The organism is Arhodomonas aquaeolei DSM 8974, from assembly GCF_000374645.1.
GTDB lineage: Bacteria > Pseudomonadota > Gammaproteobacteria > Nitrococcales > Nitrococcaceae > Arhodomonas > Arhodomonas aquaeolei.
Genome location: NZ_KB894802.1, coordinates 32,665 through 46,345 on the forward strand (window position 1 = coordinate 32,665; position 13,681 = coordinate 46,345).

Here is a 13,681-nt window from a genome sequence, read left to right on the forward strand (position 1 = left end):
AATCCGCCGCTGTGCCTGTGATCGGCCCCGGCGGGCCTGTCCAACTGGGAGTACTTCAATCATGGCCTGGAATGAGCCCGGCGGAGACAACCGGGACCCCTGGAGCGGCGGTGGCGGCAACCAGGGACCACCGGATCTCGACGAGGCGCTGCGCCGCGCGAAGCAGCGGCTGAGTGCCCTGTTCGGCGGCAAGTCCGGCGGTAACGGCGGCGGCTCCGGCCCGGACGGGGGTGGCGGACTGTCCATCGGCCCGACCGGCATCGGTGTAATCATCGTCGTGATCGTGCTCGGGTGGCTGGCGTCCGGCATCTACATCGTCGACGCCGGCTGGCGCGGCGTGGAGCTGCGCTTCGGCCAGCACGTGGCCACCACCGGCCCCGGTCCGCACTGGCACCTGCCCTATCCCGTGGGCGAGGTGGAGAAGGTGCGCACCTCCGAGCGCCGGCGCATCACCGTGGGCTACGAGGCGACCACCGCCAACAACACCCGCACGGTGCCTTCCGAGGCGCTGATGCTCACCAAGGACGAGAACATCGTTAACGTCCACCTCGCGGTGCAGTACGACATCTCGGACCCCGCGAAGTACCTGTTCAATTTCCTCGAGCCGCAGCAGACGCTGAAGTCGGTTACCGAGTCCGCCCTGCGCGAGACCGTGGGCAAGAACGAGCTGGACTTCATCCTCACCGAGGGGCGCGCCGAGGTCGCGATGCAGACCCGCCAGCGCATCGAGGAGACCCTCAAGGCCTACGACTCCGGGATCAACCTCGTCGAGGTCGTGATTCAGGATGTCCAGCCGCCGGAGCAGGTGCAGGACGCCTTCGCCGATGCGATCAAGGCCCGCGAGGACCGCCTGCGCCTGATCAACCAGGCGCAGGCGTACCAGAACGAGATCATCCCGCGGGCCCAGGGTCAGGCCGCCCGTATCAGCGAGGAGGCCGAGGCCTATCGCGAGCAGGTGGTCGCCCAGGCCAATGGCGAGACCGACCGCTTCGCCGCCGTGGCCAAGGAGTACAACATGGCGCCGCAGGTCACGCGGGAGCGGTTGTACATCGAGTCCGTGGAGGACGTGCTCTCGGCCACCGGCAACATCCTGATCGACTCCGGCAAGGGTAACGGCAGCCAGTCTCTGCTCTACCTGCCGGTCGAGAAGCTTATGGAGCAGAGCCAGCGCGCCCGCGCCGGTGCCGATAACGGTGATACCGGCAGCATGTCCGGTGCCGGCGGTGGCAGCTCGTCGAGCAGTGCCGGCAGCTCCGCGAGCTCCGGCAGCCAGAGCAGCTCCGGGGGCAACTGGAGCGAGAGCCGTCTGAGAACCCGGGAGAGCCGCTGATGAAACGAGGATTGCCCATCGTCGCCGTCATCGTCGTCGTGGCGCTGGTGATCGGCTCCATGTCGGTCTACACGGTCCGCGAGACCGAGAAGGCGATCAAGTTCCGTCTCGGTGAGATCGTGGACGCCAAGGTCGCCCCCGGACTGCACTTCAAGACGCCGTTCGTGAACAACGTGCGCTACTTTGATGCGCGCGTGCAGACCCTGGACCAGGACCCCCAGCGGTTCCTGACCCAGGAGAAGAAGAACCTCATCGTCGATGCCTTCGTGAAGTGGCGCATCGGTGATGTGCGTGCCTTCTACACCACCGTGCAGGGCTCGGTGCAGGCGGCGAACACCCGGCTCTCGGAGATCATCCAGGAGGGGCTGCGCAACGAGTTCGGCTCGCGCACCATCCGCGAGATCATTTCCGGCGACCGCGTGCAGATCACCCGCATCCTGCAGAAACGCGCCTCCGAGGCGGCCAAGAGCCTGGGCGTCGACGTCGTGGACGTGCGCCTCAAGCGCGTGGATCTGCCGGACAGCGTGAGCGAGTCCGTTTACCAGCGCATGGCCGCGGAGCGCGAGCGCGTGGCGCGGGAGTTCCGTGCCGAGGGTGCCGAGGCGGCGGAACGTATCCGCGCGTCCGCGGACCGCCAGCGCACCGTCATCCTCGCCAAGGCGCGGCGCGACGCCGACCGCATCCGCGGTGCCGGCGACGCCGAGGCGGCACGGATCTACGCGGGGACGTACTCCGACAATCCGGAGTTCTACGCCTTCTACCGCAGCCTGCAGTCCTACAAGCGCAGCCTTGACGGTCAGGGCGACGTGGTCGTGCTCTCGCCGGATTCCGAGTACTTCCGCTACTTCCGCCAGCCCGGCGGCGGCGTCCAGTCCAGCGGTGATGCACAGTCCGGCGGCGCGGCTGGCGGTGGCGACGGCTGAGCGCCGTCGCCACCCACGCCGCCCGACCCCGGAGGCCTGACATCCCATGATGCTGGAGGACCTGCTGAGCGCGCTCGCGCTGATCCTGGTGATCGAGGGCATCATGCCCTTCCTCAGCCCGCGCACCATGCGCCGCGTGCTCTTCCAGATCGTCCAGCACAATGACCGGACGTTGCGCTGGACCGGTCTGGCGACCATGATCGCCGGCGTCATCCTGCTCTACCTGGTGCGCCATTGACGGTGCGGAGGCACTCATGACCGAGTCTATCCCGACCCGCGGCGAGCGCTGGATGCTCCCCGACGCGGTGGACGAGCTGCTGCCGCCCCGGGCCATGGCCCTGGAGCGGCTGCGCCAGCGCGTGCTCGGCTGCTACGAGCGCTGGGGCTACGAGCTGGTGATGCCCCCGGCGATCGAGTATCTCGACTCCCTGCTCACCGGCGCGGCCCATGACCTGGACCTGCAGACGTTCAAGCTCACCGATCAGCTCTCCGGGCGTATGATGGGTGTACGTGCCGACATCACGCCGCAGGCGGCGCGTATCGATGCCCACCAGCTCCGCCGGGAGTGCCCGGTGCGGCTGTGTTACTCGGGCACGGTGCTGCAGACGCGCCCGGACGGGCTCACCGGTTCGCGCAACCCGTTGCAGGTGGGCGCCGAACTCTATGGTCACGCCGGCGTGGAGAGCGACATCGAGGTCATCGCCCTGATGGTCGAGACCCTGCGCACAGCGGGGGTCGCAAGCGTCCACGTGGACCTCGGGCACGTCGGCATCTTTCGCGGCCTGGCGCGCCAGGCCGGGCTCGACGAGGCGGCCGAGACCGCACTGTGGGACGCCCTCCAGCGCAAGGCCGTGGCGGACGTGGACGCGCTGTTGCGCGAGTACAGCGTCCCGGCGCCGGTTGCGGGCATGCTCGCGGCCCTGCCGGAGCTCACCGGCGGCGTGGAGGTGCTGGATCACGCCAACGAGCGTCTGGCGGAGGCGAGCGAGACGGTCCACGACGCCCTGCGTCGGCTGTGGTCCATTGCCGGCGCGCTGGAGCGCTGGCTGCCGAGCGTGGCGCTGCATTTCGACCTCGGCGAGCTGCGAGGCTATCGCTACCATACCGGCGTGGTCTTCGCGGCGCTGGTGCCCGGTTTCAGCCAGGAGGTCGCCCGCGGTGGACGCTATGACGAGATCGGCGCGGTGTTCGGACGGCCCCGGCCGGCGACCGGTTTCAGCGCCGATCTGCGCAACGTGCTCGCCCTTGCCGACGAGGCGGGCGCCACTGGCGTCGTGCCGGCGGCGATCGGTGCCCCGTGGACCGACTCCACGGCGCTGTTCGAGCGCATCGACGCCCTGCGTGCCGCCGGGGAACGCGTCGTCTGGCTGCTGCCCGGCCACGAGCACGAGGCGGCAGAGATGGGCTGCGACCGGGTGCTCGTGCACAAGGGCGATGGCTGGGTCGTGGAATCGCTTGATTGAACGGAAGGAATTCAATGGGTAAGAGCGTCGTGGTCGTCGGCTCCCAGTGGGGCGACGAGGGCAAGGGCAAGGTGGTGGATCTCCTCACCGAGGGGGTATCCGCCGTGGCACGTTTCCAGGGCGGTCACAACGCCGGTCACACCCTCGTGATCGACGGCGAGAAGACCGTGCTGCACCTCATCCCGTCCGGGATCCTGCGCCAGGACGTGCTCTGCCTGATCGGCAACGGCGTGGTGGTCTCGCCGGCGGCGCTGCTCGAGGAGGTCGAGACGCTGGAGGCGCGGGGCGTGCCCGCCCGCGAGCGCCTGCGCGTGAGTCCGGCCTGCCCGGTGATCCTGCCTTCGCACCAGGCCCTGGACCAGGCGCGCGAGCGCGCCCGCGGCCAGGCCGCCATCGGGACCACCGGTCGCGGCATTGGCCCGGCCTACGAGGACAAGGTCGCCCGGCGCGGGCTGCGGATCGGGGATCTCTTCCACCGTGAGCGCCTTGCGGCGAAGCTCGGTGAGCTGCTGGACTTCCACAATTTCGTGCTCCAGCACTACTTCGGTGAGCAGCCGCTGGACTTCCAGCGCATCCAGGAGGCCTGCCTGGCCCATGCCGAGGCGCTGCGGCCGATGACCGCGGACGTCGCCGCGCTGCTCCATGACCGGCGCGACGCCGGTGAAAACCTGCTCTTCGAGGGCGCCCAGGGCACGCTGCTGGACATCGACCACGGCACCTACCCCTACGTGACGTCCTCGAACACCACCGCCGGCGCCGCCGCCGCCGGCACGGGGGTCGGGCCGCGGCACATCGACCACGTGCTCGGCATCACCAAGGCCTACACCACCCGCGTGGGCGCGGGGCCGTTCCCGACCGAGCTGTTCGACGAGCTCGGCGAGCATCTCGCCCGCCGGGGCGACGAGTTCGGCGCGACTACCGGACGGCCGCGGCGCTGCGGCTGGTTCGATGCCGTGGCCATGCGCCGCTCGGCGCAGATCAACAGCCTCTCCGGGCTGTGCATCACCAAGCTCGACGTCCTCGACGAGCTCGATACCCTGCGTATCTGTGTGGGTTACCGCAGCGACGACCGCGCCAGCGCGGTGCTGCCGGCGGGGGCCGAGGCCGTCGCCGAGTGCGAGCCGGAATACGTGGAGCTGCCGGGCTGGCGGTGCTCGACGGTAGGCGTGCGCCGCTACGAGGACCTGCCGCAGGCGGCGCGGACCTATCTCAGCCGCATCGAGGAGCTGGTGGGTGTGCCCATCGACATGATCTCCACCGGTGCGGACCGGCGCGACACCATCGTGCTCAACAACCCCTTCGATTGAGCAGGCGTGGGCGGGGCGTCATCACCCCGCCCGGCTGACCCCTGACGGATCGCCGGCGCCCGTCCCGGGCCGCCGGTCGTGCTGGCACCGATCACCGACGTTGTCGGTACCCCCCCTGGCCGCCGCGGATAGCACCGAAGGCATTGCGGTATTCGGCGTTGCCTGCTGTCGCCGGTGTCACTTCGGCATCAGTCGCACCGGGGAGGCACCGCGGGTGCCGGGGCGGTCGTGTGACGCGTGGGTGGGGAGCGGCGGTGGCGACCTTCCTGTGGCCGCGCATAAAAAAAGGCGAGCCGTCAGGCCCGCCTTTTCCGTTGTCTGGTGCCGAGGAGAGGACTTGAACCTCCACGGGGATTACCCCCACTAGCACCTGAAGCTAGCGCGTCTACCAATTCCGCCACCTCGGCTTTCCCGTCGACTCGATTGCCTCTCGTCGACAAGCGGCGCAGAGATTAACCGGGGTGCGCGGGCCTGTCAATGCCCGGGTGCGATCGCGTATGCTGATTTGATTGACTACAAGCGCCAAGCAACGAGGACTACCTGCCGAATGGCGAAAAAACGCAGCGTCGATCCGGACACGGATCCGCATCTTGCCCGTGAGAAGGAAAAATACGGTAACCCGGTTCCCAGCCGCGAGTTCATCCTGGAACAGCTGGAGGCCGCGGCCCGGCCGCTCTCCCGCCGGGAGCTCGCCGAGCTCTTCGAGCTCGCGGAGGAGGACGACCTCGAAGGCCTGCGCCGCCGCCTGCGCGCGATGGAGCGCGACGGCCAGCTCGTGCGCAACCGCCGCAACGGGTACGTCGTGGTGGACAACGAGGAGCTCGTCCGCGGCCGGGTACGATCCGGCCCGGAGGGCTGGGGCATGTTGCACCCCGACCTGCCCGGCGATGATGTACTCCTCTCGCCGCGGGAGATGCGCAACCTCCTGCATGGCGATCGCGCGGTGGCACGCATCACCGGCGTCGACCGCCAGGGCCGGACCGAGGGCGAGATCGTGGAGGTGCTCGAGCGCGCCAACCGCTCCATCGCCGGGCGCTATTTCGAAGAGAGCGGCGTGGGCTTCCTGGTGCCGGACAACAAGCGTCTCCATCAGGACGTGATCATCCCCGCGGATAACCGCGGCGAGGCCCAGAACGGCGACCTCGTGGTGGTCGAGGTGCTCAGCCAGCCCACCAAGCGCCGCCAGCCCATCGGCCGGGTCACGGAGGTCGTGGGCCGTCATATCCCCGCCGGCAGCGAGATCGATGTCGCCGCGAGGGTTCACGGCATCCCGGTGGAATGGCCGGCCGAGGTTACCCGCGACGCCGAGGCCTTCGGCGACGAGGTGCCGGGGCCGGCGAAGCAGGGACGCACGGACCTGCGACAGCTGCCGCTGGTGACCATCGACGGCCCGGACGCCCGGGACTACGACGACGCGGTCTACTGTGAGCCCACGGACAGCGGCTGGAAGCTGCTTGTCGCGATCGCGGACGTGGCCCATTACGTCGAGCCCGGCTCAGCCTTGGACCGCGAGGCGGCGGAGCGGGGCAACTCCGTGTACTTCCCGCGCAGCGTCGTGCCGATGCTGCCGGAGGTTCTCTCCAACGGCCTGTGCTCGCTCAACCCGAAGGTGGACCGCCTGTGCATGGTCTGCGAGATGCAGATCAGCCGCGAGGGCAAGCTCCGGCGCTCGCGTTTCTACGAGGGCGTGATGCGCTCCAGCGCCCGGCTGACCTACGACGAGGTCAAGGCCATCCACATCGACCGCGACCCGGATGTGCGCCGGCGTTTCCGCGGCGTGCTCAAGCACGTCGACAACCTCTTCTCCGTCTACCGCGCCCTGCGCAAGGATCGCGATCGCCGCGGGGCGATCGACTTCGAGACCACCGAGACGGAGATGAGCTTCGACGACCAGGGCCAGATCGCGGGTATCCACCCGACCGAGCGCCACGACGCGCACAAGCTCATCGAGGAGTGCATGGTGCGCGCCAACGTGGCCGCGGCGCGCTTTCTGCTGCGCCGCCGGATACCCGCGCTGTACCGTGTCCATGAGCGCCCGGCGGAGGAGCGGCTGACTAACCTGCGCCAGTTCCTCAGCCAGACCGGGTTGCGCCTGGAGGGCGGCGATGCGCCTGAGCCCAAGGATTACGCCCGTCTGATGCAGCGCGTGCGCAGCCGGCCGGACCGTCACCTCATCGAGACGGTGCTGCTGCGCTCGATGATGGCCGCCGAGTACCGTCCGGACAACGTCGGCCATTTCGGCCTGGCGCTGGACGCGTACGCGCACTTCACCTCGCCGATCCGGCGCTACCCGGACCTGGTCGTCCACCGTGCGATCAAGCACGCCATCAACGGCGGCAAGCCGGCGGACTTCGGCTACCGTCACGACTACCTGGTGACTCTCGGCGAGCACTGCTCCATGACCGACCGGCGCGCCGAGGAGGCGAGCCGCGATGCGGAGATGACGCTCAAGTGCCGGTACATGTCCCAGCACGTGGGCACCGAGTTCAACGGCGTGATCAGCGGGGTGACGAGCTTCGGGTTGTTCGTGGAGCTCGACGGCGTCTACGTCGACGGGCTGATCCATATCACCAACCTGGAAAGCGACTTCTTCCACTTCGACCCCATCGGTCACCGGCTGACGGGGCAGCGCACGGGCAAGGAGTACCGTCTCACCGACCGTATCCGGGTGCTCGTCGCCCGCGTAGACATCGACGAGCGCAAAATCGACTTCCAGCCCGTCGCCCATCCCCTCGGGCCGGACGGCGAGCCGCTGGAGGAATCCGCCGTGCGCCGGCGCGGTGGTGGCCAGAAGAAGCAGAAGTCCCGCTCCGGCCGTCGCCGCGGTGGCCGCCGCCGCAGTAGTGGCGGCAGTGGCAGCGGGGGCGGCGGTAGTTGAGCGGCAACCTCCAGGTCCTCTTCGGCCAGCACGCGGTACGGGCCGCGCTGCGCTACGATCCCACCCGCGTGGTCGAGGCCTGGGTGGACGCGCGCCGCGGCGACGCCCGCGGCCGCCGGCTGCGCGAACAGCTCGAGGGGGTGGGGTGCCCCGTCCATACCGCCGACCGCCGGACCCTGGACCGCCTCGCCGAGGGCGGCGCCCACCAGGGCGTGGTGATCCACTACCGCGGCGAGCGCCCCCGGGGCGAGGACGACCTGGCGCAGATGCTGGACGGCCTCGACGAGGCGCCCCTGCTGCTGGTGCTCGACCAGGTCCAGGACCCGCACAACCTCGGTGCCTGTCTGCGTACCGCGGACGCCGCCGGCGTGCACGGCGTGATCGCGCCCCGGGACCGGGCCGCCGGACTCACACCGGTGGTGCACAAGGTCGCTGCCGGTGCCGCGGCACGGGTGCCGTTCTTCCAGGTCACCAATCTCGCGCGCACGCTCCGCGGGCTGCGTGAGCGCGGTGTCTGGCTGGTGGGGGCGGCGGACGGCGCCGACGCCGCGCTCTACGACGCCGACCTCACCGGGCCGCTGGCGCTGGTGCTCGGCGCCGAAGAGTCCGGAATGCGCCGGCTGACGCGCGAGGCCTGCGATACGCTGGTGCGCATCCCCATGGCCGGTGCGGTGGAGAGCCTCAACGTCTCCGTGGCCACCGGCGTGGTGCTCTTCGAGGCCGTTCGTCAGCGGCGCTGACACGCGGTTTTGCGCCCGCCGCGTGTCGGGGTTATCATCCCGCGTTCGCCTGCTTTCGGGCGTCTCCTTGCCGTTCGCATTCGCGGGCGGCTTTCGTGACCCGGCCCATCGGTCAGTCAACCGCAAGGAGTGACAATGCGACACTACGAAATCGTATTCTTGGTCCACCCGGACCAGAGCGATCAGGTACCCGCCATGATCGAGCGTTACCGCAGCCTTATCGAGGGCAACAACGGTGCGATCCACCGCCTCGAGGACTGGGGGCGCCGTCAGCTCGCCTACCCGATCAACAAGCTGATCAAGGCGCACTACGTGCTCATGAACGTCGAGTGCACCTCCGAGGACCTGGACGAGCTCGTCTCGCTGTTCCGGTTCAACGACGCGGTGATCCGCCACATGACGCTGAGCCGTCAGGAGGCCGTCACCGAGCCGTCCCCGCTGGCCAAGAACCAGGAGGAGCGGCGCGAGGAGGAGCGCGGCGAGCGGGAGTCCGCCGACGCCTGAGCCGCGGCCCATGGCCGACAACCGTGTGTGCATCACCGGCCGCCTGGTCGATGCCGTCCAGCTGCGGTATTCGCCCGCCGGCGTCCCCATCGCGCGACTGCTCATCGAGCACGAATCGCGTCAGGTGGAGGCCGGGGTGGAGCGCCCGATCCGATTCCGGGTCGGCGTGCGCGCCGCCGGCGCGGTCCTGGCCCCGGAGGCCGGGGACTGGCCGCCGGGCACCGCGGTCACGGTGGAGGGATTCCTCGCCCGGGCGCGTCAGCGTGATGGCGACAGCCGTTTAATCATCAGCGCCGAGCGGATCAGCATTGCCGCCGGCGACGCAAACCATCGGGAGTGACGACGACATGGCACGTTTTTTCCGCCGCAGGAAGTACTGCCGCTTTACCGCCGAGGGCGTGAAGGAGATCGACTACAAGGATCTCAACACGCTGCGCAACTACATCACCGAGACCGGCAAGATCGTGCCGAGCCGCATCACCGGCACCAGCGCGCGTTACCAGCGCCAGCTCGCGCGGGCGATCAAGCGCGCCCGTTACCTCGCGCTGCTGCCGTACACCGACCGGCACTGACATGCGCTCACTGGCAGCGCTGGTCATGCGCGGCCGCATAGCGGCCATCGCCGTGACGGCGCTGACCGCCGTGGTGCCGCTGCTGCTGTGGATCAGCTCGGCAGTGGTGGCGCTGGTGACCCTGCGCCGCGGTGCCGGTGAGGGTGTTCTCACCGTTGCTGGTGCCACCGCGGTGCTGGCGGTACTCGCTCAGGCGAGTGTGGGCAGCCCGCTGCCGGCCCTGCAGCTGCCGCTGCAGGTCTGGCTGCCGATGGTGGCAGTGGCCGCCTGCCTCCGGGTGACGGTCTCACTGCCGCGGGCGCTGGAGGCGGCCGCGGCCCTGGCGGGCGTCGCGGTGATCCTCTTCCACCTGGTGGTGGGGGACGCCGGCGCCTACTGGCAGGGGATGCTGGAGCAGGCGGCAGGCCTGTTTGCGGACCCGGCCACCCGCGAGGCGCTGAACGCACAGGCGGGCCGGCTCGCGACGATGATGACGTCGCTGTGGTTCGGTAACCTGCTGCTGGTGGGTATTGCCAGCCTGCTGCTGGCGCGCTGGTGGCAGGCGCTGCTGTACAATCCCGGGGGGTTCGGCGCGGAGTTTCACGCCCTGCGTTTCTCCCGCGGGTTCACCTTCGCCTGCCTGGGCGTGCTCGTCGTCGGCTCTGTCGTCGGGGGCGGCGCGCTCTACGACGTGGCGCTGGTGGTGAGCACGGTGTTCGTCTTCCAGGCCCTGGCGGTTGCCCACGCGCTGGTCGGCGCGAAGGGGCTGAGCCGGGCCTGGCTGGTCGTGGTCTATGTGAGCCTCGCCCCGTTCGCGCGCATCTATGCCATCGCCGGCATGATGGACGTGTTCGTGGACGTGCGGCGCCGGGTCACGGAGTCCGCCTGAGACGGCGGGCGTGGATCGATTACTGGACTGGTTCTGGGGATTAGCAATGGAAGTCATTCTGCTTGAGAAGGTCGACAATCTCGGGGGGCTCGGCGACCGCGTTAAGGTGCGCGCGGGCTACGGGCGTAACTACCTGCTGCCGCAGGGCAAGGCGCGCATGGCCACCGAGGAGAACATCCGCTATTTCGAGGAGCGCCGCGCCGAGCTCGAGCGCCAGGCGGCGGAGCAGCTCGCCGCCGCGCAGCGCCGCGCGGAGCAGCTCGCGGGGCTGACGGTGACCATCACCGCCAAGGCCGGCGACGAGGGCAAGCTCTTCGGCTCCGTGGGCACCGCCGATATCGCCGATGCGGTGACCGCCGCCGGTGTCGAGGTGGAGCGCCAGGAGGTGCGTCTGCCCGAGGGGCCGCTGCGTGTGACCGGCGACTACGAGATCGAGCTGCACCTGCACTCGGACGTGGACGCCACCGTGACGGTCTCGGTCACCGCCGAGGAGTGACCGCACCGGCATGCCCGCCGGCCGGCGGGCATGCATCGCGGCCCCGCCCGGGGCCGTGCGGATGGGCAGCGGTGACCGTGGCGCCCTGCGGTGCCGCGGCCACCGGCAGTGAGCCGGCGCCCGGAGGCGGGCGCGGAGGTTGGAGATGGCCGACGCGCGTGCTGCGCTAACCGAGACGGAGGCGCTGAAGGTCCCGCCTCACTCCATCGAGGCCGAGCAGGCGGTGCTCGGCGGGCTGATGGTGGACAACGGTGCCTGGGACCAGGTCGCCGACCGGGTGTCCGAGGCGGATTTCTATCGCCGCGACCACCGGCTGATTTTCCGGGCCATGGAGACCCTGGCCGAGGGCGGCCAGCCCATGGACGCGGTGACCCTGTCCGAGTGGCTGAAGTCCAACGGCCAGCTCGAGGACGCCGGCGGCCTGCCGTATCTCGGTGCTCTCGCCAAGGATACCCCGAGCTCCGCGAACATCCGCGCCTACGCGGACATCGTCCGCGAGAAGTCCGTGCTGCGCCAGCTCATCGAGGCGGGCACGGAGGTCGCGAGTGCCGGCTACACGCCGGACGGCCGTGGCAGCGAGGAGCTGCTCGACTTCGCCGAGCGCACCATCTTCGAGATCGCCGAGCAGTCGCGCCGCGGTGGCCGCGGGTTCATCGGCGTGCGCGACATCCTGCCCAGCGTCGTCGACCGCATCGACACGCTCTTCCACCAGGACGGCGACGTCACCGGTCTGCCCACCGGCTTCAGCGACTTCGATCGAATGACCTCCGGGATGGAGGGCGGCGACATGGTGATCGTCGCGGCCCGCCCGTCCATGGGCAAGACCACCTTCGCCATGAACATCGCCGAGAACGTCGCCATGCACGACGGCACGCCGGTGGCGGTGTTCAGCATGGAGATGCCCGCGGACGCCCTGGCCATGCGCATGCTCTCCTCGCTCGGCCGGGTGGAGCTGCAGAAGATCCGCTCCGGGCGGCTGGAGGAGGACGACTGGCCGCGGCTGACCAGCACCATGAACCTGCTCTCGCAGGCGAAGCTGTTCATCGACGATACCCCCGGGCTCACGCCCACCGAGATGCGTGCCCGCGCACGCCGGCTCAAGCGTGAGCACGGCCTCGGGCTGATCCTCATCGACTACCTCCAGCTCATGCAGCTGCCGGGCTTCAAGGAGAACCGCGCCCAGGAGGTCTCGGAGATCTCGCGTTCGCTCAAGGCCATGGCGAAGGAGCTGGACGTGCCCGTGATCGCGCTCTCCCAGCTTAACCGCAGCCTGGAGCAGCGCCCGAACAAGCGCCCGGTGATGTCGGACCTGCGCGAATCCGGGGCGATCGAGCAGGACGCCGACGTGATCGTGTTCATCTACCGCGACGAGGTCTACAACGACGACAGCCCCGACAAGGGCACCGCGGAGATCATCATCGGCAAGCAGCGTAACGGCCCGGTGGGCACCATGCGCCTGACGTTCCTCGGGCAGTTCACGCGCTTCGAGAACTACATCGACGACGTTTACGGGAGCGAGGGCTGGACGTGAGCCGCGTGGCCCGGGCGACCATCCACACCGATGCGCTCGTGCACAACCTGGGCGTGGTGCGCGAGCGCGCGCCGGGGGCGCGGGCGATCGCCGTGCTCAAGGCGGATGCCTACGGCCACGGCCTGCGCCGCGCCGCCGCCGCGCTGGCAGGAGCGGACGCCTTCGCGGTGAGCTGCCTCGCCGAGGCGCTGCCCCTGCGCGAGGCCGGGCATGACCACCGCATCGTGCTGCTGGAGGGCTTCTTCGACGCCGACGAGATCGAAGACTTCGCCCACCAGCGGCTGGATGCGGTGATTCACGCCCCGTGGCAGGTCGAGTGCCTGGAGCGGGCCGCGCCGTCCCGGCCGCTGGATGTCTGGATCAAGGTGGACAGCGGCATGCACCGCCTGGGCTTCCGACCGGAGGAAACGGCGGCGGTTTACCGTCGCCTGCGCGACTGCCCCGCGGTGGGGGAGATCCGCTGGCTCACCCATCTCGCCTGTGCCGACGACCGCCGCGACGACACCACGCCGCGCCAGCTCGAGGCCTTTGCGCGGGCCCGCGAGGCGGGGCGGGGAGAGGCGTCCATCGCCAATTCCGCGGCGACCCTGGCCTGGCCGTCCGCCCATGCGGACTGGGTGCGTCCGGGCATCTGCCTGTACGGGGCGTCGCCGTTCATCGATGGCGGCGAGCGCCCGCCGCTGGTCCCGGCGATGACCCTGGAGGCGCGGCTGATCGCCGTGCACCGCCACCATCGCGGTGACCGGGTGGGCTATGGCGGGACCTTCACCTGCCCGGAGGACATGCCCGTGGGCGTGGTCTCCATCGGTTACGGCGACGGCTATCCGCGCCACGCGCCCAACGGTACCCCGGTGCTGGTGGACGGCCGCCGCGCGGCCCTGGCGGGGCGGGTGTCCATGGACATGCTCTGCGTGGACCTGCGCGGGCATCCCGGCGCCGCCGTCGGCGCGCCGGTGACCCTGTGGGGGCGGGGGCTGCCCGCGGAGGAGGTCGCCGGGCGTTGCGGCACCATCGCCTACGAGCTGTTCTGCCGGCTGACCCCGCGCGTGACCTTCCGGGAGGAGTGACT

General features: G+C 69.8%; 14 protein-coding genes and 1 tRNA gene. 14 read left to right on the forward strand and 1 reads right to left on the reverse strand.

The features are described from left to right. Positions 1 to 61: 61 nt before the first annotated feature. Genes hflK through C516_RS0104740 form a run of 5 tightly spaced genes read left to right on the forward strand, consistent with a single transcriptional unit; the run spans position 62 to position 5,023 of the window. Positions 62 to 1,330, forward strand: a complete 1,269-nt coding sequence (hflK, locus tag C516_RS0104720; RefSeq protein WP_018717217.1) for an FtsH protease activity modulator HflK — start codon at positions 62 to 64, stop codon at positions 1,328 to 1,330. Then, positions 1,330 to 2,253 (forward strand): protease modulator HflC, encoded by a 924-nt coding sequence (hflC, locus tag C516_RS18575; RefSeq protein ID WP_040409241.1) that lies wholly within the window; start codon positions 1,330 to 1,332, stop codon positions 2,251 to 2,253. Before hflK ends, hflC begins: the two co-directional genes overlap by 1 nt. Before the next feature lie 46 nt (positions 2,254 to 2,299). Then, positions 2,300 to 2,491 carry a DUF2065 domain-containing protein gene (locus tag C516_RS0104730; protein WP_018717219.1) on the forward strand — a complete coding sequence of 64 codons (192 nt, stop codon included), beginning with the start codon at positions 2,300 to 2,302 and terminating at the stop codon, positions 2,489 to 2,491. A 16-nt stretch (positions 2,492 to 2,507) separates the two neighbouring features. After that, positions 2,508 to 3,716 (forward strand): ATP phosphoribosyltransferase regulatory subunit, encoded by a 1,209-nt coding sequence (locus C516_RS0104735; protein ID WP_018717220.1) that lies wholly within the window; start codon positions 2,508 to 2,510, stop codon positions 3,714 to 3,716. Positions 3,717 to 3,730: 14 nt separating this feature from the next. Beyond that, positions 3,731 to 5,023, forward strand: a complete 1,293-nt coding sequence (locus tag C516_RS0104740) for an adenylosuccinate synthase (protein WP_018717221.1) — start codon at positions 3,731 to 3,733, stop codon at positions 5,021 to 5,023. A gap of 319 nt (positions 5,024 to 5,342) precedes the next feature. On the opposite strand, the gene C516_RS0104745 is transcribed toward C516_RS0104740, so the two are convergent. Further along, positions 5,343 to 5,430 (reverse strand) — tRNA-Leu (locus tag C516_RS0104745). A gap of 140 nt (positions 5,431 to 5,570) precedes the next feature. On the opposite strand from C516_RS0104745, the gene rnr reads away from it, so the two are divergent. The 9 genes from rnr to alr all read left to right on the forward strand — a co-directional run bounded on the left by rnr (position 5,571) and on the right by alr (position 13,679). Next, complete coding sequence (gene rnr / locus C516_RS0104750) at positions 5,571 to 7,901, forward strand: ribonuclease R (RefSeq protein WP_018717222.1); 2,331 nt, start codon at positions 5,571 to 5,573, stop codon at positions 7,899 to 7,901. Continuing rightward, positions 7,898 to 8,641, forward strand: coding sequence for a 23S rRNA (guanosine(2251)-2'-O)-methyltransferase RlmB (gene rlmB / locus C516_RS0104755; protein WP_018717223.1), 744 nt, complete (start codon positions 7,898 to 7,900; stop codon positions 8,639 to 8,641). The genes rnr and rlmB overlap by 4 nt, the downstream gene beginning before the upstream one ends. 135 nt (positions 8,642 to 8,776) lie before the next feature. Next, positions 8,777 to 9,145 (forward strand): 30S ribosomal protein S6, encoded by a 369-nt coding sequence (rpsF, locus tag C516_RS0104760; protein WP_018717224.1) that lies wholly within the window; start codon positions 8,777 to 8,779, stop codon positions 9,143 to 9,145. A gap of 10 nt (positions 9,146 to 9,155) precedes the next feature. Next, positions 9,156 to 9,485: a primosomal replication protein N gene (gene priB, locus C516_RS0104765; RefSeq protein ID WP_018717225.1), complete on the forward strand. Its 330-nt coding sequence runs from the start codon at positions 9,156 to 9,158 to the stop codon at positions 9,483 to 9,485. A gap of 7 nt (positions 9,486 to 9,492) precedes the next feature. Beyond that, positions 9,493 to 9,717: a 30S ribosomal protein S18 gene (gene rpsR, locus C516_RS0104770; RefSeq protein WP_018717226.1), complete on the forward strand. Its 225-nt coding sequence runs from the start codon at positions 9,493 to 9,495 to the stop codon at positions 9,715 to 9,717. A gap of 1 nt (position 9,718) precedes the next feature. Further along, positions 9,719 to 10,585 (forward strand): hypothetical protein, encoded by an 867-nt coding sequence (locus tag C516_RS0104775; RefSeq protein ID WP_018717227.1) that lies wholly within the window; start codon positions 9,719 to 9,721, stop codon positions 10,583 to 10,585. A gap of 46 nt (positions 10,586 to 10,631) precedes the next feature. Then, positions 10,632 to 11,081, forward strand: coding sequence for a 50S ribosomal protein L9 (gene rplI / locus C516_RS0104780; protein WP_018717228.1), 450 nt, complete (start codon positions 10,632 to 10,634; stop codon positions 11,079 to 11,081). Positions 11,082 to 11,226: 145 nt separating this feature from the next. Continuing rightward, complete coding sequence (gene dnaB, locus C516_RS0104785) at positions 11,227 to 12,612, forward strand: replicative DNA helicase (protein ID WP_018717229.1); 1,386 nt, start codon at positions 11,227 to 11,229, stop codon at positions 12,610 to 12,612. Next, complete coding sequence (gene alr / locus C516_RS0104790; RefSeq protein WP_018717230.1) at positions 12,609 to 13,679, forward strand: alanine racemase; 1,071 nt, start codon at positions 12,609 to 12,611, stop codon at positions 13,677 to 13,679. Before dnaB ends, alr begins: the two co-directional genes overlap by 4 nt. Positions 13,680 to 13,681: the final 2 nt, after the last annotated feature.

Bases quoted from the DNA above. Each gene is read 5' to 3' on its own strand.
- hflK (WP_018717217.1), top strand. From the start codon at position 62: ATGGCCTGGAATGAGCCCGGCGGAGACAACCGGGACCCCTGGAGCGGC.
- hflC (WP_040409241.1), top strand. From the start codon at position 1,330: ATGAAACGAGGATTGCCCATCGTCGCCGTCATCGTCGTCGTGGCGCTG.
- C516_RS0104730 (WP_018717219.1), top strand. From the start codon at position 2,300: ATGATGCTGGAGGACCTGCTGAGCGCGCTCGCGCTGATCCTGGTGATC.
- C516_RS0104735 (WP_018717220.1), top strand. From the start codon at position 2,508: ATGACCGAGTCTATCCCGACCCGCGGCGAGCGCTGGATGCTCCCCGAC.
- C516_RS0104740 (WP_018717221.1), top strand. From the start codon at position 3,731: ATGGGTAAGAGCGTCGTGGTCGTCGGCTCCCAGTGGGGCGACGAGGGC.
- rnr (WP_018717222.1), top strand. From the start codon at position 5,571: ATGGCGAAAAAACGCAGCGTCGATCCGGACACGGATCCGCATCTTGCC.
- rpsF (WP_018717224.1), top strand. From the start codon at position 8,777: ATGCGACACTACGAAATCGTATTCTTGGTCCACCCGGACCAGAGCGAT.
- priB (WP_018717225.1), top strand. From the start codon at position 9,156: ATGGCCGACAACCGTGTGTGCATCACCGGCCGCCTGGTCGATGCCGTC.
- rpsR (WP_018717226.1), top strand. From the start codon at position 9,493: ATGGCACGTTTTTTCCGCCGCAGGAAGTACTGCCGCTTTACCGCCGAG.
- C516_RS0104775 (WP_018717227.1), top strand. From the start codon at position 9,719: ATGCGCTCACTGGCAGCGCTGGTCATGCGCGGCCGCATAGCGGCCATC.
- rplI (WP_018717228.1), top strand. From the start codon at position 10,632: ATGGAAGTCATTCTGCTTGAGAAGGTCGACAATCTCGGGGGGCTCGGC.
- dnaB (WP_018717229.1), top strand. From the start codon at position 11,227: ATGGCCGACGCGCGTGCTGCGCTAACCGAGACGGAGGCGCTGAAGGTC.